Source organism: Glaesserella sp. (genome assembly GCF_041814905.1).
Lineage (GTDB): Bacteria > Pseudomonadota > Gammaproteobacteria > Enterobacterales > Pasteurellaceae > Glaesserella.
Map to the genome: position 1 here is coordinate 25,520 of NZ_JBGXYA010000021.1, position 25,009 is coordinate 50,528.

Sequence of the window (25,009 nt, forward strand, 5' to 3'; positions counted from 1 at the left end):
AAAAACGCAAAAAGTTCAAAGCGGTCGTTTTTGCAAAATAAGTGCTGAAAACGACCGCTTGTATTCTAGGATTCAACCCATAAAGGTAACTGGATTTTGACCCGCAACCCACCGATTGGGCTTTTTTCTGCAGAAACCGAACCTTGGTGTTGTTGAACGGCATTGGCTACTATCGATAATCCCAATCCCGTTCCGCCGGTTTGCCTCGCTCTATCTTCGGCGACGCGATAGAATGGACGGAATATTTCATCGTATTGGTTATCCGGAATTCCTTCGCCATCGTCATCGATCAAAATAAAGAGATTATTTTTTTCAATGTAGGTCATGATCCTCACATTCTGTTTCGCATATTTTTTAGCATTACGCAGGACGTTTTCTACCGCGCTGGAAAGTAACATAACGTTGCCGTTTATGAAATGCGTTTCCGGTGAGTTGACCCTTTGACTCACGAATAAATGAAAGCCGCTTTCTTCCAACTCAAATTTTGCATCAGTCAATACATCTTCCCAAATTTTATTAATCGGGAAAATTTCACGTTTCATATGATGGTTTGCTTGTTTACGCGATAGCGCAAGCAAGTCATGAATCATCATATCCAGTTTTTGGATTTCACCCTCAATACGGCTAACTTCACTGGTTTCGCCATATCGACGTTTAAGTAACGATAATGCAAGTTGCATACGTGTTAAGGGTGTTTTTAATTCATGAGATACATCAGATAACAAACGCTGCTGATAAGTGGTTAAACGTTGTAGCGCCGTAATCATTTGGTTAAAACTTTTGCCTACTTCGCGCAGTTCATTAATTCCTTCCGTTTCAAGTTTGGGATTAATGCTCAAGTTACCGGTTGCGACTGAATTTGCCGTGAGACGCAATGCTTTCACCGGTTTGGCAATTCGGTAAGAAAGCCATAATAACAGCGGGGTACTGACAGCCAAAAGAATAAGTAACATCATCCAAGGCGAGTCAAACAAGTAGTTAATGAATTCTTTTTGCGGATTCACTTCTTTAATAAAGTATTGGAAGTAACTACGGGTATTCGATTTAACCAAAAAAGGTCCATATACCTCAAGTGTTCCAAAACGACGTTGTAACGGCGCATAATGGTTATTGGCACGAAATATGAATGCTTGTAATGCACTACGTTTGTTATCGTCAATGCCTACAAGACGATTTGTAGTTCTTTCCAACAAGATAACATCGTAACCGTTTGTGGTAGAAACGGTTAAACCTCTCCCAAAAATTTCATCCAAATTATACTCTTCTTGAGTGTAATGACTTTCGTTTTGGAAAAAAGCGCGTGCAGAATCTTCTATCGGATTAAATGCCCGAGCATCAAAATTAGGTAAGGCTAATGCTACAGCGAGAATAATCGCGATTGTCGTGATAAATGACGCAAAGATTTGATACGCTAAATAATTATGTAACGTTTTAATTTTATTGATGAAATCAAACATAAATCAAAGTGTGAATGGTTTACGAAAAAATCCCCCAACAAAAAGTGGGGGACTTTATAAAGGTTATTATTTTTCAGTAACGAGTAGATAACCACGCCCGCGTAATGTTTTAAACCATGGTAAATCATCATTACGTTCAGGAAGTTTTTTGCGTAAATTAGAAATGTGCATATCGATAGCACGATCATAAGGTGTTAAACGTTTTCCGAGAATCTCGAGGCTTAACAATTCGCGGGAAAGAATTTGTCCCGGGTTACGCATTAAAATTTGCAATAGAGCAAATTCAGTACCGGTTAGGTCAAGATCACGACCTTCAAACATGGCTTGTTGACGTCCCGGATGTAACTCTACACCACCGAATTGGAGGAGTTTACGGTCATCTTCACTGTGTTCTAACGGGCTGTCACCGGCAGTTTTGACCACACTGGTACGACGTAAAATCGCTTTAATTCGAGCAACGAGTTCACGGTCGTTAAAAGGTTTCGGGAGGTAATCATCTGCCCCCAGTTCTAATCCAAGTACACGGTCGATTTCATCATCTCTTGCACTTAACATTAATACGGGGGTAACGTATTTTTGGCGAATTTGTTTCAGGGTTTCGATACCGTTTAACACCGGCATCATCACATCCAATAAAACTAATTCATAACTTTGTAGTTCAAGTTCATCAAGTGCTTCTTGCCCGTTATGTACGGTGTGAACATCAAATCCCTCGAGAGAAAGAAGTTCAGCGAGAAGTTCTGTTAAATCTACATCATCGTCAACAAGTAAGATTTTCGGCATAGCACTATATTCCTGTTTTATTTATGAGTATTTAAGATATTACTTTATTGTGTTTCTTTACACAAAAAGTAAATGCCGTTACTTTACAGAATTTTGTCAATTTATTCCATAGTTTTTATTTCATTCCACAGAAAATCTAATTCATTAAGTGAACAATCGTTCGGAGATTTTCCCTGAACTTTCAATAATTTCTCCATTTTCTTAAAACGGTTTTCAAATTTGACATTGGCATGGCGCAAGCTGGTTTCGGCATCTACGTTATGGTGGCGACATAGATTAACCGTTGCAAATAAAAGGTCTCCCAGTTCTTCAGCTAATTTTTCTTGCACTTGCGGAACACGTTTTATTTCATCTTGAACCTCTTGTAATTCCTCTTCAACTTTTAAAAATACTTGATGAGGATCATCCCAATCAAATCCGACTTTAGCACAACGTTTTTGCAGTTTATTGGCTCGAGTGAGTGCAGGAAGAGCAAACGGAAGGTCATCTAAGATAGAGTCATGTTGTGTTTTTTGTTTTTTTTCTTCCGCTTTACGGGCATCCCAATTTTTCAATGCGTCATCGGCATTATTGGCGGTCGTATTACCAAAAACATGAGGATGTCGATAAATTAATTTGTTATGAAGATCCGTCACTACATCTTCAAAAGTAAAAGATCCTTCTTCTTTTGCCAATTGGCTTAGAAATACCACTTGGAGTAATAAATCCCCTAGTTCTTCGCGGAGAGAAGCCCGATCGTTCGTATGAATTGCCTCTGCCGTTTCATAAGTTTCTTCGAGCAGACAAGGCACCATAGAGTCAAAGGTTTGCTGAATATCCCAAGGACAACCTGTTTTAGGATCACGTAATTGCTTAACAACTTCTAACAGCTGTTCAATCAGAGTCATTTTTTCCCTCACTACTGAATATACCCATTTAAACATTGTGACCTAACCAACTAGGTAATGTCTATTAAATTTATCTGTTTATTTAGTGAGTTACATAAATCATGGTAAAATTCCCAGAAATATCAATGAAAAAGGAAATATCAATGGATCTCACCTACCTTCAAAAACTACCTCACGCGGAATTTACTACTCGTCGCCAACGTCTGTTTGAGCAAATGCAAGATAACTCAGCACTGATCGTGTTTACTGAAACGGAAAAACGCCGTAACAACGACTGTGATTATCTGTTTCGTCCTGATAGCTACTTTTGGTATCTCACGGGCTTTGCAGAGCCGAAATCGGCGTTGGTCCTCATTAAAAAAGCAGGGCAGTGTGAGAGCTTGATTTTTTTGCGGAAAAAAGATCCGTTGATGGAAACGTGGAACGGTCGCCGTTTGGGGATTGAACTTGCACCGCAAACATTAAACGTTAATGAAGCTTACGATATTGAAGATATTCGTTCCGTTTTTGCAAAAAAAATAGAAAATCTGACCGCTTGTTACTACGCCCGAGGCATACAGGCATGGGGTGATGACATTGTATTTAGTGCATTTGATGCCGTTAAAGCAAATCGTCAGCAACCACCGACGATACTTATTGATTGGCAGCCAATGTTGTCAGAAATGCGTCTATTCAAATCCGAAGCAGAAATCGCCTTGTTGCAACAGGCGTGTCAGATTTCTGCTTTTGGGCATATTCGAGCGATGAAACAAACTCGACCGAACCGTTACGAGATGGAAATTGAGGGGGAAATTCAGTACGAATTTTCCCGCTTTGGTTCACGTTTTGCGTCTTACAATCAAATTGTTGCCAGTGGCGATAACGCCTGTATTTTGCACTACAACGAAAACGACCAAGTGTTGAAAGACGGCGATTTACTACTGATTGACTCTGGGGCAGAATTTGCGATGTACGCAGGCGATATTACTCGAACTATTCCAATTAACGGCAAATTTTCACCTGCACAACGAGATGTGTATGAAATTGTGCTGAAAGCTCTGAAAGAAGCAACCAAATTGCTTGTGCCACAAAGCTCTATCAAATTGGCGAATGATAAAGCCGTCCGTATTATGACGGAGGGGTTGGTGCGTTTAGGTATTCTTAAAGGCAATGTTGATGAACTGATTGAAAACAAAGCCTATAAACCATTCTATATGCACGGCTTAGGGCATTGGCTCGGCTTAGATGTTCATGATGTAGGTAACTACGGCAATGAGCGTGATCGTCCGTTGGAAATCGGTATGGCACTAACCGTCGAACCGGGTTTATATATTCCGAAAGAGGCTGACGTGCCAGAGCAATACAAAGGGATCGGTATTCGCATTGAAGATAATCTATTGATAACCGAATATGGCAATAAAAACTTGACTTCGGGTGTGCCGAAAGAGATTGATGAGATTGAGGCGATGATGGCTAATCATGTTTGATACCTTGAATAACCTATCAAAAAAGACTAGACTAACTTATCGGACTAAGTTTAGGAGGTGGTTATGCCAAATCAACCTTTAGAAAGTGTGAATATTCACGAGGCAAAAACCAATTTTTCACGGATTGTAGAAGAAGTAAAACGTTTTGGTAAGCCGATTGTGATTGCGAAATCGGGCAAACCACAGGTTAAAATTGTGCCGTTAGATAATGTACAACAAGGCAGTCGTTTTGGCTTTATGAAAAAGCAACCTATTCAAATTCCTGAAGATTTTGATCGCTTGTATCAAGATGAAATTGTGGTGATGTTTGAAGGAAAAAGCGAATGAAACTGCTATTGGATAGCCATGTTCTACTTTGGCTTGCGTGGGATAAAAAAGCCTATTTATCTCCCCAAGCTATCGATTTATTGGACGATCCCCATAACGAACTTTACTTTAGTTTGGCTAGTTTATGGGAAATCGCGATCAAATCTAGCCTAGGTAAACCTGATTTTGAGATTGATGTGGAAGCTTTAGAACAAGGTTTAATTGAGATAGGGTGTCGAGCCGTTGCGATTGATGTGCTACACATCTTAAAACAAGCACAACTGCCGCTTATTCACCGAGATCTCTTTGATCGCTTACTTATGGCTCAAGCCGAAATCGAAAATCTGTTTTTTATGACGGCAGATACGATGATTTTAAAATATCAAAAACCTTATCTTATAGATGTTCGGGCAAGCTAGGAATAGATTTTGACACACCTTGCATTTTCGTTAGAATGCGATACCACATTATTTTTTATAAGAGGCAAACACAATGACACAAGTTTATAATTTCAGTGCAGGACCGGCAATGATGCCAACAGCCGTTTTAGAAAAAGCACAAGCAGAATTGCTTAACTGGCAAAATCAGCACACATCGGTAATGGAAGTGAGCCACCGTGGTAAATTGTTTATGGAGATGATCGCTGAGTGCGAAAAAGATTTTCGTGAGCTATACTATATACCAAGTAACTACAAAATTCTCTTTTTACAAGGCGGAGCGAGAGGGCAGTTTGCGGCGATCCCGATGAATTTGATTGGCGAAAAAGGCAAAGCACTCTATCTCACCAGCGGACACTGGTCGGCAACGGCGGCAAAAGAAGCACGCAATTTCTGCGAAATTGATGAGATCAACATTTTAGAACAAGGCGATGAACTGAAAGTCGGCAACCTTGATTTTAGCAACATTGCCGATCAGTACGACTATATTCACTACTGCCCAAATGAAACCATTAGCGGTGTGGAAATTTTCGATTTGCCAAAGGTCGGCAATGCGGTGCTTGTGGCAGATATGTCGTCTAACATTCTTTCTCGTGAAATCGATATCAGCAAATTCGGTATTATTTACGCAGGGGCGCAAAAGAACTTAGGTCCAGCAGGGATTACCATTGTGATTGTGCGTGAGGATTTAATCGGCAAAGCACGCAAAGACACCCCGTCGATTTGGAACTACGAAACTCAAGCTAACAACGACTCGATGATCAACACACCACCAACCTTTGCGTGGTATCTCTGTTCATTGGTCTTTAAACATCTACTTGAATTGGGCGGACTATCCGCAATGGAAAAACGCAACCAAGCCAAAGCCGAGTTGCTTTACAACTACCTTGACCAAAGTGCTTTCTATCGCAATACCGTAGCAAAAAACAACCGCTCTTTAATGAACGTAACTTTCACCACAGGCAACGATGAATTAAATGCAAAATTTGTCGCAGAAGCGACCGCTTGCGGTTTACAAGCCCTAAAAGGACATAAAGTACTAGGCGGAATGCGTGCATCAATCTATAACGCCATGCCGATTGAAGGCGTGCAAGCGTTGGTTGCGTTTATGCAGAAGTTTGAGGCGGAGAATAAATGAGTTATCAAAGCAAATCTCTTTGTCGAATAAGAGCGATAACTCTATTTCTTTCGTTAAATACCGATCAGCAAACTTGGGCAGACAGACTAAAACTTGCCAAACAAGAATTTGATCTACTTGTACCTGCAATTCAAGGTAAAGGCTATAAAGTACAATCAATACGTATTGTGACTAATCCTTTTGGTGAATATCTGGATTTAACTTCCATTGAACAAGCGAAAGCAGGGCTTGCGTATTTAAAATCTCTACTTCTTGAACTTAACGACAGCGGACTACGTATTCGCTTTGCGATCGGGGAGGCGAAAACAGCTCAAGAAATTTCGATGTTGCCTGAATTGATCGCCGATTATGGGGATCTATGCAATGCGTGCGTCAATGTGGAATTAGATAAAAATGGTATTTTGGATAATACGCTCATTATGCAGTCTGCTGCGACAGTCAAACGTATTGCAGAAATTACTCCTCGGGGTGAAGGCAATTTTAACTTTACCGTTAATTTTAATTGTAAGCCGTTTATCCCTTATTTCCCCGCAGGTTATCATCTCAGTGATGTGCCGAATAGTTTTGTGATTGGGTTTGAAACACCTGATTTATTGGTCAAAGTGTTAAAAAATGTACCTAAATCAGATCATAATTCATATTTCAATACGTGTTATCACGCAATGTCACAAGCCTTGCAATACCATGTTGATGAAGTTTTGGCGGCGGTGAATGGTATTCAATTAACAGGTAATTTTCAATTTGCAGGCATTGATAGCTCGGCAGCGCCGTCTAAAAATTGTGCATCAATAACTGAACTCTATGAAGTAATGGGGGTACCCTTCTTTGGTGCTGCAGGAACAGTGGAAGTGTCGGCATTACTTACTCGTGTGTTTAAATCCATTCAAAATGTACCGCTTGTTGGCTTTTCGGGTCTGATGCTAGCCGTCGTGGAAGATTTGGGGCTTGCTAAAGGCTCGGAATCATATCAATACGATGTTCGTGCGTTATTAACCAACAGTGCTGTATGTGGAATTGGATTAGATACGGTGCCTATTCCGGGTAATGTAACGGCGGAACAAATTGCTGCGTTGATGAGAGATTCTGGCACCATGGCGTTCCGCTTAAATAAACCGTTAACCGTAAGACTTTTCCCTGTGCCAAACCGTGAAGCAGGTGAAATGACTTACTTTGAAAGTGATGATCTCTGTAATAGCCGAATTTTAGCTGTGATATAACGAAAATAGGAAAATTATGCAATTTATCAACATCGCCAACGAAGGCGTTAAAACGTTAGCCCCGTATCAAGCAGGCAAACCGATTGAAGAGCTTGAACGTGAATTGGGGATTTCAAACATTGTCAAACTTGCGTCAAATGAAAACCCCTTTGGTTTTCCTGAAAGTGCGAAACAAGCGATTTTAAAGCAGTTAAATGATTTAACTCGCTATCCTGATGCGAATGGTTTTGAGCTGAAAGCGACCATTGCGAAAAAGTTTGGGGTACAGCCTAATCAAATTACGCTAGGAAATGGTTCAAATGATCTGCTTGAGCTGTTTGCCCATACGTTTGCCAGTGAAAAAGATGAGATTATCTATTCGCAATATGCGTTTATTGTCTATCCGCTTGTCACCAAAGCGATCAATGCGGTAGCACGTGAAATTCCAGCGAAAGATTGGGGACACGATTTAGCGGCGTTTGAACAAGCGATTAATGACAAAACCAAGCTGATTTATATCGCAAACCCGAATAACCCGACGGGCAATTTTTTATCTGAAAGGGAAGTTGATGCCTTTCTTGCCAAAGTACCAAGCAATGTGATTGTGGTATTAGACGAGGCTTATACGGAATTTACCGATCCAAAAGAGCGGTTAAATTCCTTTGCATTAGTGCAAAAATACCCGAATTTGATTGTCTCTCGCTCGCTTTCTAAAGCTTACGGTTTGGCAGGTTTACGAATTGGCTATGCGGTATCGCATCCTGAAATCGCCGATTTGCTCAACCGTGTGCGTCAGCCGTTTAACTGCAATAGTCTTGCATTAGCCGCTGCCATTGCAGTAATGCAAGATGATGCTTTTATTGAGAAAGTCGCTGAAAATAACCGCAATGAAATGCAACGTTATGAAGATTTTTTCAAAGCAAATCAGTTGGGCTATATTCGTTCTAAAGGCAATTTTATTACGGTGGATTTAAAACAACCAGCCCAACCGATTTACCAAGCCTTGCTACATGAGGGAGTAATCGTTCGCCCAATTACAGGTTACGGAATGCCGAATCATTTGCGAATCAGCATTGGGTTGCCTGAAGAGAATAATAAATTTTTTACTGCTTTTTCTAAGGTCTTTGGGCTATAACAAGCGGTCATTTTTAAGAAAAATTTTGCAAATTTTCGGACACAACATGGAAAAACTCACACTACAACCTATCGCCCGTGTCGAAGGTGAAATCAATTTACCCGGCTCAAAAAGCCTATCAAATCGTGCTTTATTATTAGCAGCTCTCGCACAAGGCACAACCCAAGTGACTAACTTGCTTGATAGCGACGATATTCGTCATATGCTCAATGCGTTAAAAGCATTAGGCGTAAATTACCAACTTTCAGAAGATAAAACCGTTTGTATCGTGGAAGGCGTTGGCGGTGCGTTTCAGTGGCAAAACGGCTTGTCGCTCTTTTTAGGTAATGCGGGGACGGCAATGCGCCCACTCACAGCAGCACTTTGCCTAAAAGGCAAACAAGATGCGGAAGTGATTTTAACGGGGGAGCCACGCATGAAAGAGCGTCCGATTAAGCATCTGGTTGATGCGTTACGTCAAGCGGGGGCTTCGGTTCAATATCTTGAAAATGAAGGCTATCCGCCGATTGCCATTCGCAATACAGGGATTCAAGGGGGAAAAATTCAAATTGACGGTTCGATTTCTTCTCAGTTTCTCACCGCATTATTGATGTCTGCACCTTTAGCCTCAGAGGATATGGAAATTGAGATTATCGGTGAATTGGTATCTAAACCTTATATCGACATCACGCTTGCGATGATGAAAGACTTTGGCGTGACAGTGTCTCACTCAAATTATCAAACCTTCTTTGTTAAAGGCCATCAATGCTATGTGTCGCCACAAAAATATTTGGTAGAAGGTGATGCCTCTTCAGCCTCTTATTTCTTAGCCGCAGGGGCGATCAAGGGGAAAGTCAAAGTCACAGGCATTGGTAAAAATTCGATCCAAGGTGACCGCTTGTTTGCTGACGTACTAGAAAAAATGGGCGCAAAAATTACTTGGGGTGATGATTTTATCCAAGCGGAGCAGGGGGAACTTAAAGGCATTGATATGGATATGAACCATATTCCAGACGCAGCCATGACCATTGCCACCACGGCACTTTTTGCCGAAGGTGAAACCGTTATTCGCAATATCTACAACTGGCGAGTCAAAGAAACTGACCGTTTAACAGCGATGGCAACCGAGTTACGCAAAGTCGGTGCTGAGGTGGAAGAAGGGGAAGATTTTATCCGAATCCAACCGCTTGCATTAGACCAATTCCAACACGCTGAAATTGCGACCTACAACGATCACCGAATGGCAATGTGCTTTGCGTTAGTTGCATTATCTAATACTCCGGTAACGATTCAAGATCCTAAATGTACGGCAAAAACCTTCCCAACATTTTTTATCGAATTTGATAAGATAAGTGTAAGATAAATATAAAGAAACCTTCGTTTGTACAGTAATGAAGGTTTTTTTATTTTTTGAGAAAATATTTTCAAATTTGAGAGCTACTTCAAATTTTCGATAAATGGACTGTGGTAGTATGTAGTCCGAAATGTGGGAAACAACACAACAAGGAGCTTATTATGTACAAACACATTCTGGTTGCAGTTGACCTTTCTGAAGAAAGTCTGGTGTTACTCCGTAAAGGCGCAAGTCTTGCGGAAAAATGCAATGCAAAATTATCAGTAATTCATGTTGATGTGAATTTTTCAGACCTTTATACCGGATTAATTGATATTAATATGTCTTCTGTACAAGATTCTGTATCAGCAGAAACGGTTAAAGCCCTTGATGAATTAGCCGGAAAAGTAAATTACCCGGTGACCGAACGTCTTAATGGTAGTGGTGACTTTAGTCAGGTGCTTGAAGAAGCTGTTGAAAAATATCAAGTCGATCTACTGATTACTGGTCATCACCAAGATTTCTGGAGTAAATTCATGTCTTCTACTCGTCAAGTTATGAATAATGTTTCTGTGGATATGTTAGTTGTACCTCTAGTCGATGAGTAAATAAAATATGTACGGAAATAGGGATATTTCAGACTAAAAACCGCTTACGCAACTTATAATTTGTGCAGGCGGTTTGTTTTTTTAATAAATTTTTTGTTTCTTCTTTGATTACATAGCAATAAACATAAAAAAATGTGTAGAATAGTAAGGTTAACCACAAAGAAAGATGTTAACTCAATTTTTTTGTTTATTAGAGTAATGTTCAATGAAAACAACTTCACAAATTAGACAATCCTTTTTGGATTTTTTTCATTCAAAAGGGCATACGATTGTCCCAAGTAGCTCATTAGTGCCGGAAAATGATCCGACATTGTTATTCACTAATGCAGGGATGAATCAATTTAAAGATGTATTTTTAGGCTTAGAAAAGCGTCCTTATGTTCGGGCAGCAACAGCACAACGCTGTGTTCGTGCGGGCGGAAAACATAATGATTTAGAAAATGTAGGCTATACTGCTCGTCATCATACCTTTTTTGAAATGATGGGTAATTTCAGTTTTGGTGATTATTTCAAACAAGATGCAATCAAATTTGGTTGGGAGTTTTTAACTTCACCACAATGGTTAGGTTTACCGAAAGAGAAATTATATGTAACGGTATATGAAACCGATGACGAAGCTTATGAGATTTGGAACAAAGAAATTGGTGTTCCGACAGATCATATTATTCGTATCGGTGATAATAAGGGGGCACCTTATGCATCAGATAACTTTTGGGCAATGGGTGATACGGGGCCTTGTGGTCCATGTACCGAAATTTTTTATGATCATGGTGAACAACATTGGGGCGGTCTACCTGGATCTGCAGAAGAAGACGGTGATCGCTATATTGAGGTTTGGAATATTGTTTTTATGCAATTCAACCGTCAAGCAGACGGAACGATGGAAAAATTGCCGAAACCGTCAGTAGATACCGGAATGGGATTAGAGCGTATGACTGCAGTCATGCAGCATGTTAACTCTAACTATGAAATTGATATTTTTCAAACATTGATTAAAGAAGTCGCTACTCTTTTAAATGTGGCTGACTTAGATAATAAATCATTACGGGTTATTGCAGACCATATTCGTGCATGCTCGTATTTAATTGCAGACGGTGTTATACCCTCCAATGAGGGGCGCGGATATGTATTACGTCGTATTATTCGTAGAGCCGTACGACATGGTAATATTCTTGGTGCAAAATCTGCATTTTTCTACAAACTTGTTCCAACTCTTGCACAAGCAATGGGACAAGCAGGTGAAATTATTACTCAAAAACAAGTCCATATCGAAAAAACATTAAAAGCAGAAGAAGAACAATTCGCCCGTACTTTGGAACGTGGTCTTACTTTATTAGAGGATGCTTTATCCAAAGTTGAAGATAATCTTCTTTCCGGAGAAATTGTATTTAAACTTTACGACACTTATGGATTCCCATTTGATTTGACTGCAGATGTTTGTCGTGAGCGTGGTATAACTGTTGATGCGGACGGTTTTGAGCGTGAAATGCAGGCACAACGCGCTCGAGCACAGGCAAGTAGCAATTTTGGTACTGATTACAATAATGTCATTAAGGTAGATGATTCAACAGAATTTAAGGGATATGAATCAACCGATATTGATGCAACTGTTGTCGCATTATTCAGTAACGGGAAATCGGTCGATTCAATTCAGTCAGGCGAAAATGCAGTAGTTGTTTTAGATCGTACGGTATTTTACGGAGAATCAGGTGGTCAAATTGGTGATAGCGGTCTAATTTCATCAGAAATTTGCAATTTTAAAGTTCAGGATACCCAAAAGTATGGTCAAGTATTCGGTCATATCGGACAGCTTGTATCTGGTTTATTATCGATAGGTGATAAAGTCAAAACTGAAGTTGATACGACACGTCGTCACGCTATTACCTTAAATCATAGTGCAACTCACTTATTACATTCGGCACTTCGTCAAATTCTAGGTGAACATGTTGCACAAAAAGGTTCTCTGGTTTCAGAAAATTCATTACGTTTTGACTTTTCTCAACCGGAAGCTATTTCTAAAGCAGATTTAGACAAAATAGAGCGTATTATTAACCGTAAAATTCGCGAAAATATTACAGTTACCACCGAAGTTATGGATATTGAGTCAGCAAAACGAAAAGGGGCAATGGCTTTATTCGGTGAAAAATATGGTGATCAGGTACGAGTTGTTGGAATGGATGATTTTTCCATTGAACTTTGTGGCGGAACACATGTTAAAAAGACAGGTGAGATTGGGCTGTTTAAATTTATTTCTGAAGGTGCTGTTGCAGCGGGAATTCGTCGTGTCGAAGCAGTAACAGGGGAAACAGCAATCTCACATTTACACCAACAGCAACAAATTTTGCAACAATGTTCGGAATTATTAAAAACGGATAGTCATAATTTGGTTGAAAAAATTCAACATTTGCAAGATAAAGCTAAAAAAGCGGAAAAAGAATTGCAGCAATTTAAAGATAAATTTGCAACTCAAACCGGTGGTGAATTAGCTAAACAAGCACAACAAATAAATGGAGTAAATGTTGTTGTTCAGCGTTTAGATAATATTGATGTTAAAGCACTGAGAACAATGGTTGATGATTTAAAAAATCAATTAGGTTCGGCGGTTATTGCTTTTGCAACGCAATCAGATGACAAAGTGAATTTAGTTGTTGGAGTGACGAAAGATTTAAGCACGAAGCTTAATGCCGGGGAACTTGTTGGCTTAATGGCTCAGCAAGTTGGCGGCAAAGGTGGCGGAAGAGCGGATATGGCAATGGCAGGGGGAAATCAACCTCAAAACATTAGTCAAGCTCTTCATGTTGCAATAGAATGGATTCAAGCAAAACTTTAATAATTAAATAGGCTGAAACGATTTCAGCTTATTCTTATAAAAACATAAATATTAAAATTAAAGGAGACAGTGATGCTTATTCTAACTCGAAAAATCGGGGAAAGCTTATTAATTGGAGATGAAGTGGAGATTACCGTACTAAGTATTAGAGGTAGTCAGGTCAAATTGGGTGTAAAAGCACCGAAAGAGATTTCCGTTCATCGTGAAGAAATATATCAGCGAATCAAAGCTTTAGCAGAGGATGCAAAACAAGAAGAATAATTGAGGATCTGCAAGATTTTAAACTCAACAACATAAGGAAACTACTATGGGTAAATTAACTTGTTTCAAAGCTTACGATATTCGTGGTCAATTAGGAACAGAACTTAATGTTGATATTGCATATCGCATTGGTCGTGCTTTCGGGCAATTCTTAAAACCTAAAAATATTGTTGTCGGTGGTGATGTCCGTTTGACAAGTAACGAACTTAAAAGTGCTGTTACGAACGGTTTATTAGATTCCGGCGTCGATGTGATTGATCTTGGCCAAACGGGAACAGAAGAAGTGTATTTTGCTACTTCATTCTTGAACACAGATGGTGGGATCGAGGTTACAGCAAGCCATAATCCAATGGACTATAACGGCATGAAGTTAGTTCGCGCAGGTTCTCGCCCTATTAGTGCAGATACCGGCTTAGCTGATATTCAACGGCTAGCGGAAGAAAACGACTTTCCGCCGGTTACTAAACGTGGCACTTATACACAAAAAAGTGTGTTAGGTGAATATGTTGAACACTTATTGTCTTATATTGATCTTAATAAATTAACACCGAAAACGTTAGTTATCAATTCAGGTAACGGTGCGGCAGGTAAGGTGATTGATGCTATTGAAGCTCAATTTAAAGCACATAATGTACCGGTCAAATTTGTCAAAGTACATAATAATCCGGATGGTAATTTCCCTAATGGCATCCCAAACCCGATTTTGCATGAAAACCGCCAAGACTCAATCAATGCGGTATTAGCAAATAAAGCCGATATGGGAATTGCCTTTGACGGTGACTTCGACCGTTGTTTCTTATTTGATGAGAAAGCAGGATTTATCGAAGGTTACTATGTTGTTGGTTTACTATCACAGGCGTTTTTACAGAAAAATCGAGGAGCAAAAGTAATTTATGATCCTCGTTTAATCTGGAATACGGAAGAATTAGTTGCAGAAGCAGGCGGCGAAGCTGTGATGTCTAAGTCCGGTCACTCATTTATTAAAGAAAAAATGCGTGAAGTGGATGCCATTTACGGCGGAGAAATGAGTGCACACCACTACTTCCGTGATTTCTTCTACTGTGACAGTGGTATGATTCCTTGGTTATTAACCTTAGAGTTACTCTGCACTACAGGTAAAACATTGAGCGAATTAGTGGGTTCTCGCATAAATAAATTCCCGTCACCGGGTGAAATTAACAGCAAATTGGCCGATGCTAAAGTATCTATTGAGCGTGTGTTGAATACTTATAAAGGTTCAGCTAAATCAGTAGAAACACTTGACGGTATCAGTATTGAATTTGAAAATTGGCGGTTCAATTTAAGAAGTTCTAATACGGAACCGGTTGTTCGCTTAAACCTTGAAACAAAAGGTGATAAGCAGTTAATGCAAGAAAAAACAGATGAAGTTTTAGCGTTACTTCGTCAATAATTTGCAAAATTTTTATATAAACAGACCGCTTGCTGATAAGGTGGGCGGTTTCCTTTTATTCTTTTTAATGTAAGGACTCAAAATGAAGGTAATCATTCCTGTTGCAGGTCTGGGTACTCGTATGTTGCCGGCGACCAAAGCTATTCCGAAAGAAATGTTAACTATCGCCGATAAACCATTAATTCAATATATCGTGAATGAATGTGTTGCGGCAGGGATTAAAGAAATCGTACTTGTTACACATTCATCGAAAAATGCGATCGAAAACCACTTTGACACCTCTTTTGAACTTGAAACCATGCTTGAAAAACGCGTAAAACGTCAATTGTTAGATGAAGTGCGTTCTATTGTGCCAAAAGATGTCACTATTATGCATGTTCGCCAAGGTCAAGCAAAAGGTTTAGGTCATGCAGTTTTATGTGGCAGAGCATTGGTTGGTAATGAGCCGTTTGCGGTCGTTTTACCGGATGTTTTATTGGCGGATTTCACTGCGAATCAGAAGAAAGAGAATCTTTCTGCAATGATCAAACGTTTTAAAGAAACCGGAAACAGCCAAATTATGGTTGCTCCAGTTCCAATTGAAGATGTGAGTAACTATGGTATTGTGGATTGCCAAGGCGTAGAACTACCACCTGCAGGCACAGCAAAAATTGTGAATATTGTTGAAAAACCGAAAGTAGAAGACGCTCCGTCTAATTTTTCCGTTGTAGGTCGTTATGTGTTTTCAGCCGAGATTTGGGATTTATTAGAAAGAACTCCGGTTGGCGTAGGAGATGAAATTCAATTAACCGATGCGATTGATATGTTAATTGAAGAGCAAGATGTTGAGGCATTTCATATGACAGGGAAATCGTTTGACTGCGGCGATAAACTCGGCTATATGGAAGCATTTGTAGAATACAGTTTAAATCATGATAAATGCGGCAGTAAATTTAAAGATTATTTAAAAGATTTAGTAAAATCTTTATAATCTCTACAAAGTAAAAAGGTAAAAAGACGCTAATGCGTCTTTTTACTCTCTAGGGCTAGAGGTTTGATTAAATTATGATAAAAAAAATAGTACAAGCGGTTGGATTCGGTCTGTTTTGTGCAGGATTAATTCTTTATGTCGCACCTTTGGTTAATAAACAAGGTAAGAGTACCTTATTACCTAACAATGAAATTATAAGCTATCATTCGGCAGTAAAAATAGCTTCCCCGGCAGTTGTTAATGTATATAACCAGGCTTTTGATTCTACAACACCCCAAAACGGTACAGAGTTACAGGTTAATAATTTAGGTTCCGGGGTGATCATGACCTCATCAGGCTATATCTTAACCAATAAGCATGTTATTCAAAATGCGGATCAAATTATTGTGGCTTTACAATCAGGCACGATCTACAGTGCAGTTTTAATTGGTTCTGATACGCTGACTGATTTAGCTGTTTTAAAAATTCAGTCAGAAAATTTACCTACAATTCCTCAAAATGAAAAACGAGTCGCTCAAATCGGTGACGTTGTTTTAGCTATCGGTAACCCATTGAATTTAGGACAAAGTATTACCCAAGGTATCATCAGTGCAACCGGTAGAAATGCCTTGTCTGAAATGGGGCGCCAAAATTTCATCCAAACGGATGCTTCTATCAATAAAGGGAATTCCGGGGGGGCGTTGGTTAATTCTGCGGGAGAATTGATCGGGATTAATACTTTAAGCTTAGGAAAAAATAGTGATGATTTAGCTGAAGGGCTCAATTTTGCAATTCCAATCAGTTTGGCAAATAAAGTTATGGATAAGATCATTAAAGATGGTCGTGTGATTCGCGGTTACTTTGGTGTAAACAGTTCATTATTCTATTCGGCTAAACAGTTAGGTGTAGGTGAAAAAGGTGTACTTATTACAGGTGTTGCTGAAAACGGTCCGGCAGAAGCAGCAGGTATTGAAACCGGAGATTTAATTCTGACTATTAATAATATCGATGCGGAAACACCATCACAAATGATGGAGATGATTGCAGACATGAAACCGAATACACGTGTTAATGTGTTGGTTTCTCGTCAAGGAAAATTACTTGAATTTCAAGTTGTGATTGGTGAATTTCCGGAAATGTAATATGGGTAACGTATGAATAAAATTGTAATTACTGTAGATGGTCCGAGTGGGGTCGGTAAAGGTACACTATGTCAGGCATTAGCGGACACATTAGGTTTTGATTTTTTAGATTCTGGAGCAATTTATCGTATTTTGGCATTAGCCGCGTTGAAACAAAATATCAGTTTTGAAAATGAAGAAAAACTGGCCGAATTAGGTCGCAATTTAGACGTAAAATTTGTGCTACAAAACGGTGAAATGAGTGTAATTTTAAATGGTGAGAACGTCGGCGACCAAATTCGTACTGCACAAGCGGGTCAAAACGCCTCAAAAATTGCAATTTATCCAAAAGTACGAGAAGCTTTATTACAACGCCAACGGGATTTCAGTACTGAAAAAGGATTGATTGCCGATGGGAGAGATATGGGAACAATAGTATTCCCTAATGCAAAAATTAAATTTTTTTTAGACGCAAGTGCTGAGGAACGTGCAAAAAGACGTGTAAAACAGTTGCAAGAAAAGGGATTTAATGCTAATTTTGGTGAGATTTTAGCCGAGATAAGAGAGCGTGATTTTCGTGATAGAAATCGCACTGTTGCGCCTCTAATCCCGGCTAAAGATGCGTTGGTCTTGGATTCAACGCATTTGTCTATTGATGAGGTAATTAAACAAGCGTTAGTACATATTCATCAATATCTTTAGTTCGTATACTTAATAAAGGATTATTAGGTTTTTATTATCAACCCCATTTAGATGGATGCTAAATGGACGTTCTATTTTATTTAAGAAGATTAATTATGACTGAATCTTTTGCTCAACTATTTGAAGAATCACTAAAAGGTCAAGAAACCCGTTTAGGTTCAATTGTTAAAGGTACTGTGGTTAAAATCCAAAAAGGCCTAGTATTCGTAGATGCTGGTTTAAAATCAGAATCAGCAATTCCTGCGGAAGAGTTCTACAACACACAAGGTGAATTAGAAGTTCAAGTTGGTGATGTTGTTGATGTAGCGCTTGATGCTGTTGAAGACGGTTTCGGTGAGACTAAACTTTCTCGTGAAAAAGCTAAACGTAACGAGTCTTGGGCTGCGTTAGAAAAAGCATTCGAAGAACAAGCAACTGTTATTGGTTTAGTGAACGGTAAAGTGAAAGGTGGCTTCACTGTTGAGTTAAACGGTGTTCGTGCATTTTTACCGGGTTCATTAGTTGATACTCGTCCGGTTCGCGATTCTTTAAACCTTGAAGGTAAAGAATTAGAATTTAAAGTTATCAAACTTGACCAAAAACGTAACAATGTTGTTGTATCACGTCGTGCAGTAATTGAATCTGAAAGCAGCCAAGACCGCGAAGAAGTATTAGCGAATTTAGTTGAAGGCTCAGAAGTTAAAGGTACTGTTAAAAACTTAACCGACTACGGTGCATTCGTAGACTTAGGTGGCGTTGACGGTTTACTTCATATTACCGATATGGCTTGGAAACGCGTTAAGCATCCAAGTGAAGTAGTGAATGTAGGTGATGAAGTTACCGTTAAAGTATTGAAATTCGACAAAGATCGCACTCGCGTATCTTTAGGTTTAAAACAATTAGGTCAAGATCCTTGGGCTGCAATCGCTCAAAATCACCCGGTAAACAGCAAGTTAACAGGTAAAGTAACTAACTTAACCGACTACGGCTGTTTCGTTGAAATTTTAGACGGTGTTGAAGGTTTAGTTCATGTTTCAGAAATGGACTGGACAAATAAAAATATCCACCCATCTAAAGTGGTTAACGTAGGTGATGTAGTTGAAGTGATGGTTCTTGAAGTTGACGAAGAACGTCGTCGTATCTCTTTAGGCTTAAAACAATGCAAAGCTAATCCTTGGGAACATTTCGCAGAAACACATAACAAAAACGATAAAGTGAAAGGTAAAATCAAATCAATCACTGATTTTGGTATCTTTATCGGTTTAGAAGGTGGGATTGACGGTTTAGTTCACTTATCGGATATTTCTTGGAATGTATCTGGTGAAGATGCTGTTCGTAACTACAAGAAAGGTGATGAAGTTGAAGCTGTTGTGTTACAAGTTGATGCAGTGAAAGAGCGTATCTCTTTAGGTATCAAACAATTAGAATCAGACCCATTCACTAACTTCGTTGACGCTACCAAAAAAGGTGCGGTTGTAACAGGTAAAGTAGTTGAAGTTGATGCTAAAGGTGTTAAAGTCGAATTAGAAGACGGAGTTGAAGGTTATATCCGTGCAGCAGAAGCAACACGTGATCGCGTAGACGATATCACTACTGTTATCAGTGTAGGTGATTCAATCGAGGCGAAATACACTGGTGTTGATCGTAAAGCTCGTATTGTGAATCTTTCAGTTCGTGCTAAAGACGAAGCTGAAGAGTCTGCGGCAATTGCACAAGTGAATAAGCAAGAAGAAGCTATTCCAAATGCATTCGCAGAGGCTTTCAAAGCAGCAAAAGGTGAGTAATTAGCTCTCAAAGCGGATATACTTTATTTATGTATATCCGCTTATCTCATAACTTAAGGAGAAAATTATGACTAAATCGGAATTAATTGAAAATTTAGTAGCGAAAAATCCTTCATTGCAAATCAAATCCGTAGATGAATGTGTAAAAGAAATCTTGGAACAAGTTATGCGTTCCCTTGAAAATGGTGAACGTATTGAAGTAAGAGGATTTGGAAGCTTTTCTCTTCACTATCGACAACCACGTGTTGGACGCAATCCTAAAACGGGAGAAAGCGTTAAATTAGGCGCTAAATACGTACCTCACTTTAAAGCGGGTAAAGAGCTTAAAGAGCGCGTTGATCTTATCTAATTTTATTACCACAAAATGATATACATCATTTTAAGTTATCTAATAATGTAATAACGGAGACACTTCATGAAATATATCTTTGGAATCGTTATCACGCTTGCGGTTATTATTGTTGCAATTACTGTTGGTGCTAATAACGATCAACTTATTACATTTAATTATATTATTGCCAAGAGCGAACTACGCTTATCAACTTTAGTTGCTATTTTATTTGGTTTTGGCTTAATCCTTGGTTGGTTAATCACAGGTTTCTTCTACCTTAAAATTAAAGTACAAAATATTGCTTTAAACCGTCGAGTAAAACGCCAAGCACAACAAATTGATGAATTGACTCTCCCTAAGGCTGAATAATGCTTGAATTGTTGTTCCTTTTGTTACCTATAGCAGCATTATATGGCTGGTACATGGGGCAGCGTAGCGCAAAGAAGGATCAAGAAACAGTCAATAATAAATTTTCTCGTGACTATGTAACGGGTTTAAATTTTCTTTTATCTAATCAGCAGGAAAAGGCCGTTGACCTTTTCCTTTCAATGCTACAAAAGCAAGAAACCGAAAATCAAATTACCACTGAATCGCAGTTTGAAGCCGAGCTTACTCTTGGTAATTTATTTCGTTCTCGTGGAGAAGTAGACCGAGCTTTACGTATTCATCAGGCAATAGAAAATAGTCCTGATTATTCTTTTGAACAAAAATTACTCGCTAAACAACAGTTGGCTAAAGATTTTATGGCAGCCGGTTTTTATGATCGAGCAGAAAATTACTATATCGTCTTACTGGATGAGCCGGAATTTGCAGTGAATTCACTCATGCAGTTAACGGTAATTTATCAAAAGACCAAAGAATGGAAAAAAGCGATTAATGTTGCGGAAAAACTCTTAAAAATTGCACCAGATACCGATAAAACACCATTATCACATTACTACTGTGAGTTGGCACAATCATTGAAAGCAGAGGATGAAAAAGCGTTTATCCAATCAATAAATAAAGCACTTGAATATTCCGGCGATTGTGTAAGAGCCTCTATTTTATTAGGTGACTACCATTTGGAAAAAGAGCAATATTCTCAGGCATTAACGCATTATGAATATATTTTGGAGCAAGATCCCAGCTATATCAGTGAAGTATTAAATAAAATCAAACAATGTTATATAGCCCAAAATCAGCTAGCTGATTTTGAATTGTTTTTAATAAAAGCGACTCAAACCAAGCACAATAGTAGTGTAGATTTGGCATTGGCGGAATTAATTGAACAAAAAGACGGAATTGAGTCTGCGCAATCAAAACTGTACCAGCAATTAAAGCAATTTCCGAATTTAATTACGTTTCATCGCTTTATTCATTACCAAGTCAATGAAGCAGAAGAGGGAAGAGGAAAAGAAAGTTTAATTTTGCTGCATAAAATGGTAGGAGATCGTATTCAAAAAGGCTTCCATTACCGTTGTTTAAATTGTGGTTATCAAAGTTATCGTTTAACATGGTATTGTCCGTCTTGCCGAAAATGGGAAAGTGTTAAACCTATGCAAAGTATTGTGGAAGTCATTTAAAAATATTTAAGGAGATCCAGATATGGATAATAAAATTATTGTTGCCCTCGATTATGAAACAGAGAACGAAGCATTAAGTTTTGTTGATCAGGTTGATCCTTCACTTTGTCGTTTAAAGGTGGGAAAAGAAATGTTTACCACTTTGGGGACTCATTTTGTGAAACAGCTTCAAGATCGTCAATTTGATGTTTTTTTAGATCTAAAATATCACGATATTCCAAATACGGTAGCTCGTGCAGTTCGTTCTGCCGCGGATTTAGGTGTATGGATGGTAGATTTACATGCCTCCGGCGGTCTACGTATGATGGAAACGGCCAAACAGATACTCGAACCTTACGGTAAAGATGCGCCGCTATTAATTGGGGTAACGGTATTGACCAGCATGGAAGATTTGGATTTACTCCAAATTGGCATTAATGCATCGCCAATGGAACAAGTTATTCGCCTTGCGCACTTATGTCAACGTGCAGGTTTGGATGGTGTAGTTTGTTCTCCTCAAGAAGTTGAAGTGTTACGTACTCATTGTGGTAAAGATTTCAAATTAATCACACCGGGAATTCGTCCTGAAGGCAGTGATGTTGGTGACCAACGTCGTGTAATGACACCGAAACAAGCAATTGAAACCGGTTCGGATTATCTTGTAATCGGTCGTCCGATTACTCAAGCTCAAGATCCGTTGGCTGTATTAAAATCTATTAATCAGTCTATCGTTTAACAAGCGGTCTGTTTTTAAGAGAAATTTGCAAATGAGCTTAGTTTATTCCACAGAAATCGGGCGCATCACACAAGAAAAACCGAAAGTAGAGCGACCGAAGGGAGATGGCATTGTACGAATTCAATGGCAAACAAGCGGGCGTAAAGGCAAAGGAGTTTGTGTCATTACAGGGCTTGAACTTGATGATAAAGCACTAATGTCTTTAGCTTCCGAATTAAAACGTAAAAGTGGCTGTGGAGGCTCGGTGAAAGACGGTGCGATTGAAATTCAAGGCGATAACCGAGATCAACTTAAACAGATGCTAGAGCAGAAAGGATTTCAGGTTAAACTTTCCGGCGGCTGATAATCTGCACTGAAATAAGGTTTATTTTCCTAACCTGTTTTCGGTGCAGATTTTTATGATTAACACAACTCAAATTGCAGCCAATTATTGGTTCATCATGATTTATAGGGTAGTGAAATGCCCTTTTTTATTTCCGAAAATAGCTTAATAAGGGCTCAGGATTTTGAATATACTGCGATAATTCTTTTTTATCCGGATGACCGATATAAGGAATTTGTCCTAAAAGCGGAGCATTAATTTTCTGAGAAAGCAATTCAATGAGTCCTGCGTAATGGCGTAATCCGGGATTTACTCGATTGGCAACCCATCCAACCAATTCAACCCCTTCTTGTTGAATAGCATTTGCGGTTAAAAGAGCATGGTTAACGCAACCTTCCTTAATTCCAACAACCAATACTACCGGCATACGGTTTTTTCTTACCCAATCGGCAAAACTCAGATCTTTATTAATCGGTGTTAACCAACCATTCGTTCCTTCGACAACCACATTGCTATAAGTATTTCTTAAGCGTACCAAATCTTTATTGAGTTTATTTACAGAAATATGGCATACCGCATCTAAAGCGGCAAAAATCGGTGTGCTGGAATGAATAAATGAATAACTATTAATTTCGCGATATTTTACAGGGGTAGGGCAACTGTTTTGAATAATTAATACATCACTGTTATCTTCACAAGCATAATCATCCTGATTTGGCTCTGTTGGTAGGGAGTCATCACCGCCACAAGCAATGGGTTTATATCCGATAACAGGAATGCCATATTGAGAAAGCAATTGCAGCAACGCTCTGGTAACTATCGTTTTCCCGACATCCGTATCGGTTCCTGCAATAAATAGACATGACATAATTAATTCCAATTCCTAAAAGTTACTAAATGGGCTTTAGTTTAATTAAAAAGTTATAATAGAAACCTGTTCTTAATCAAAAAAAACCAATAAATAGGAAGAATTTACAACATAATTGTCATGATAGGCATGAAAATGATAGGTATAAAAAGAGCCTCATGGTTATCAATAGGCTCTTCAGCTTATAATTCAATGATGTTTTTAATCAAATTTCCTTCATAGATACTCAGCTTAATCGCAACCGATGGAATAAATGGGCTATCCCAGTCATATTGACTTGTCACAATATCTACATTGAGATCAGGCAGCAGGAGATTTTGAGATAATTTTGCATGAATTTTATCGAACAGCACTTGCTTAATTCGTAGTAGTGGCGAGTTCAGCATAATTTTTTCGGTAGAGAAAATGTTGATCAAATTCATCAACATATAAGCTAAGTTATCCGCAAGGTGTTCTAAAATCATAAGCGCCTTAGGATTGTGTTGTTCTACGGACTCACAGAACCACATTATTTTTTCTTGAGAACGTTCAAATTCATTCGGTAAATATTGATCAATGAGTCTGTTTAATGATGAAAAGGTTATCTGATTCGCTAATTGATAACGTTCAAGTTCATTTAAATGCGGTGCTATTTCATCGCTCAACGGACTAAATTTAGGCATAATCATTTTATCAACATTCATCCGTTTATGCTCGTCATGGTGAAGTAGGGCACCTTTTAGTAACACGCTTAGATTTACCGTATCGTCCAGTTGCAAAAAAATAACATTATCATGGCTAATTAAACTACCTAACGTTGATTCCGCTAAAAACCATAGTTGGAAATGTTCGTTCATCAAAATCGGCTGAGAAAATTCAGTTTGAAGCGTTTTGACTAATGGGCAATCCAAAGGATAATGGCTTAATTGAGTAATGATATGTTTTGTGGTGTCAATTTTCCCGATAACACTAATTGATATCGCGAGTAATTTTTCATCATCAAAAGGATAGTGACGTGCAAAATTTTGCAGGCTATTTAGAATATAATCGGCTAAAGACGGATATTCTTCCGGAGTGAAGGTATAATCTAATTGATGAATCGGTTTACCGTTTAACTCGCATAATGAAATCGCTAATTTAGTCGGTGAGATCGTTAAACAAAGAAAATGCCAATAAAAAGGAGAAACCGCGAGCCCGACGGCAGGTCGTCCGCGGGAAAGTAAGTTTTGCGATGTTCTTTCTAAAATAAATTTATTATCAATCAGAGCTTTGGTCAACACCGTCATAGAGGCAGGAGCGAACCCCGACAATTTGGCCAAATCTGTACGAGAAATTAGCTCAAACTGCTCAACTAAACGGTAAACAGTACCTAGATGCTGATACTTATAGTCAGAAGAAGTTATTTTCATACATAATCCTTAAAAGTTCATTTGCTCCATAAGATAATTTCTTTATTTTGCAATCTTTATT

At 38.8% G+C, this 25,009-nt stretch carries 25 protein-coding genes; 20 read left to right on the forward strand and 5 right to left on the reverse strand.

The window, feature by feature from the left end:
- Positions 1–65: 65 nt before the first annotated feature.
- The 3 genes from cpxA to mazG all read right to left on the reverse strand — a co-directional run bounded on the left by cpxA (position 66) and on the right by mazG (position 3,127).
- The gene (gene cpxA / locus ACEYJ7_RS03165; RefSeq protein ID WP_373777570.1) at positions 66–1,457 is read right to left on the reverse strand and encodes an envelope stress sensor histidine kinase CpxA; all 1,392 of its coding nucleotides are present in this window, start codon (positions 1,455–1,457) and stop codon (positions 66–68) included.
- 66 nt (positions 1,458–1,523) lie between these two features.
- Positions 1,524–2,240, reverse strand: coding sequence for a response regulator (locus ACEYJ7_RS03170; protein ID WP_373777571.1), 717 nt, complete (start codon positions 2,238–2,240; stop codon positions 1,524–1,526).
- A 101-nt stretch (positions 2,241–2,341) separates the two neighbouring features.
- Positions 2,342–3,127, reverse strand: coding sequence for a nucleoside triphosphate pyrophosphohydrolase (gene mazG, locus ACEYJ7_RS03175; RefSeq protein WP_373777572.1), 786 nt, complete (start codon positions 3,125–3,127; stop codon positions 2,342–2,344).
- Between the two features lie 143 nt (positions 3,128–3,270).
- Between mazG and pepP the strand changes: the two genes are divergently transcribed.
- The 20 genes from pepP to yciH all read left to right on the forward strand — a co-directional run bounded on the left by pepP (position 3,271) and on the right by yciH (position 22,713).
- Positions 3,271–4,593, forward strand: a complete 1,323-nt coding sequence (pepP, locus tag ACEYJ7_RS03180) for a Xaa-Pro aminopeptidase (RefSeq protein ID WP_373777573.1) — start codon at positions 3,271–3,273, stop codon at positions 4,591–4,593.
- Between the two features lie 63 nt (positions 4,594–4,656).
- Positions 4,657–4,920 (forward strand): type II toxin-antitoxin system Phd/YefM family antitoxin, encoded by a 264-nt coding sequence (locus ACEYJ7_RS03185; protein WP_373777574.1) that lies wholly within the window; start codon positions 4,657–4,659, stop codon positions 4,918–4,920.
- Positions 4,917–5,318, forward strand: a complete 402-nt coding sequence (locus ACEYJ7_RS03190) for a type II toxin-antitoxin system VapC family toxin (protein WP_373777575.1) — start codon at positions 4,917–4,919, stop codon at positions 5,316–5,318. Before ACEYJ7_RS03185 ends, ACEYJ7_RS03190 begins: the two co-directional genes overlap by 4 nt.
- A 73-nt stretch (positions 5,319–5,391) precedes the next feature.
- On the forward strand, positions 5,392–6,474 hold the full coding sequence (gene serC, locus ACEYJ7_RS03195) for a 3-phosphoserine/phosphohydroxythreonine transaminase (RefSeq protein ID WP_373777576.1): 1,083 nt from the start codon (positions 5,392–5,394) through the stop codon (positions 6,472–6,474).
- Positions 6,471–7,691 carry a DUF711 family protein gene (locus tag ACEYJ7_RS03200; RefSeq protein ID WP_373777577.1) on the forward strand — a complete coding sequence of 407 codons (1,221 nt, stop codon included), beginning with the start codon at positions 6,471–6,473 and terminating at the stop codon, positions 7,689–7,691. Before serC ends, ACEYJ7_RS03200 begins: the two co-directional genes overlap by 4 nt.
- A 16-nt stretch (positions 7,692–7,707) precedes the next feature.
- Entirely contained in the window at positions 7,708–8,805 is a 1,098-nt protein-coding gene (hisC, locus tag ACEYJ7_RS03205) for a histidinol-phosphate transaminase (RefSeq protein ID WP_373777578.1), read from the forward strand.
- A gap of 46 nt (positions 8,806–8,851) precedes the next feature.
- Positions 8,852–10,147, forward strand: coding sequence for a 3-phosphoshikimate 1-carboxyvinyltransferase (gene aroA / locus ACEYJ7_RS03210; RefSeq protein WP_373777579.1), 1,296 nt, complete (start codon positions 8,852–8,854; stop codon positions 10,145–10,147).
- A 152-nt stretch (positions 10,148–10,299) separates the two neighbouring features.
- On the forward strand, positions 10,300–10,725 hold the full coding sequence (gene uspA / locus ACEYJ7_RS03215) for a universal stress protein UspA (protein WP_373777580.1): 426 nt from the start codon (positions 10,300–10,302) through the stop codon (positions 10,723–10,725).
- 205 nt (positions 10,726–10,930) lie between these two features.
- Positions 10,931–13,555, forward strand: a complete 2,625-nt coding sequence (alaS, locus tag ACEYJ7_RS03220) for an alanine--tRNA ligase (RefSeq protein WP_373777581.1) — start codon at positions 10,931–10,933, stop codon at positions 13,553–13,555.
- 72 nt (positions 13,556–13,627) lie between these two features.
- Complete coding sequence (csrA, locus tag ACEYJ7_RS03225) at positions 13,628–13,816, forward strand: carbon storage regulator CsrA (RefSeq protein WP_373777582.1); 189 nt, start codon at positions 13,628–13,630, stop codon at positions 13,814–13,816.
- Positions 13,817–13,862: 46 nt separating this feature from the next.
- Complete coding sequence (locus ACEYJ7_RS03230) at positions 13,863–15,227, forward strand: phosphomannomutase CpsG (protein WP_373777583.1); 1,365 nt, start codon at positions 13,863–13,865, stop codon at positions 15,225–15,227.
- Positions 15,228–15,309: 82 nt separating this feature from the next.
- Positions 15,310–16,197: a UTP--glucose-1-phosphate uridylyltransferase GalU gene (galU, locus tag ACEYJ7_RS03235; RefSeq protein ID WP_373777584.1), complete on the forward strand. Its 888-nt coding sequence runs from the start codon at positions 15,310–15,312 to the stop codon at positions 16,195–16,197.
- A 74-nt stretch (positions 16,198–16,271) separates the two neighbouring features.
- On the forward strand, positions 16,272–17,318 hold the full coding sequence (degS, locus tag ACEYJ7_RS03240; protein WP_373777585.1) for an outer membrane-stress sensor serine endopeptidase DegS: 1,047 nt from the start codon (positions 16,272–16,274) through the stop codon (positions 17,316–17,318).
- A 12-nt stretch (positions 17,319–17,330) separates the two neighbouring features.
- Positions 17,331–17,999, forward strand: a complete 669-nt coding sequence (gene cmk / locus ACEYJ7_RS03245) for a (d)CMP kinase (protein ID WP_373777586.1) — start codon at positions 17,331–17,333, stop codon at positions 17,997–17,999.
- Positions 18,000–18,094: 95 nt separating this feature from the next.
- Positions 18,095–19,762, forward strand: coding sequence for a 30S ribosomal protein S1 (gene rpsA / locus ACEYJ7_RS03250; protein ID WP_373777587.1), 1,668 nt, complete (start codon positions 18,095–18,097; stop codon positions 19,760–19,762).
- Positions 19,763–19,829: 67 nt separating this feature from the next.
- Positions 19,830–20,111 (forward strand): integration host factor subunit beta, encoded by a 282-nt coding sequence (locus ACEYJ7_RS03255; protein WP_373777588.1) that lies wholly within the window; start codon positions 19,830–19,832, stop codon positions 20,109–20,111.
- A gap of 66 nt (positions 20,112–20,177) precedes the next feature.
- A complete protein-coding gene (locus tag ACEYJ7_RS03260; RefSeq protein ID WP_373777589.1) occupies positions 20,178–20,462 on the forward strand; it encodes a LapA family protein in 285 nt (94 codons plus the stop codon).
- Entirely contained in the window at positions 20,462–21,655 is a 1,194-nt protein-coding gene (gene lapB / locus ACEYJ7_RS03265) for a lipopolysaccharide assembly protein LapB (RefSeq protein ID WP_373777590.1), read from the forward strand. Before ACEYJ7_RS03260 ends, lapB begins: the two co-directional genes overlap by 1 nt.
- 22 nt (positions 21,656–21,677) lie before the next feature.
- Positions 21,678–22,370 carry an orotidine-5'-phosphate decarboxylase gene (gene pyrF, locus ACEYJ7_RS03270; RefSeq protein ID WP_373777591.1) on the forward strand — a complete coding sequence of 231 codons (693 nt, stop codon included), beginning with the start codon at positions 21,678–21,680 and terminating at the stop codon, positions 22,368–22,370.
- A gap of 31 nt (positions 22,371–22,401) precedes the next feature.
- Entirely contained in the window at positions 22,402–22,713 is a 312-nt protein-coding gene (yciH, locus tag ACEYJ7_RS03275; RefSeq protein ID WP_373777592.1) for a stress response translation initiation inhibitor YciH, read from the forward strand.
- 127 nt (positions 22,714–22,840) lie between these two features.
- On the opposite strand, the gene bioD is transcribed toward yciH, so the two are convergent.
- Both bioD and ACEYJ7_RS03285 read right to left on the reverse strand, forming a co-directional pair.
- Positions 22,841–23,560, reverse strand: a complete 720-nt coding sequence (gene bioD / locus ACEYJ7_RS03280; protein ID WP_373777593.1) for a dethiobiotin synthase — start codon at positions 23,558–23,560, stop codon at positions 22,841–22,843.
- 182 nt (positions 23,561–23,742) lie between these two features.
- Positions 23,743–24,948 carry an ROK family protein gene (locus tag ACEYJ7_RS03285; protein WP_373777594.1) on the reverse strand — a complete coding sequence of 402 codons (1,206 nt, stop codon included), beginning with the start codon at positions 24,946–24,948 and terminating at the stop codon, positions 23,743–23,745.
- Positions 24,949–25,009: the final 61 nt, after the last annotated feature.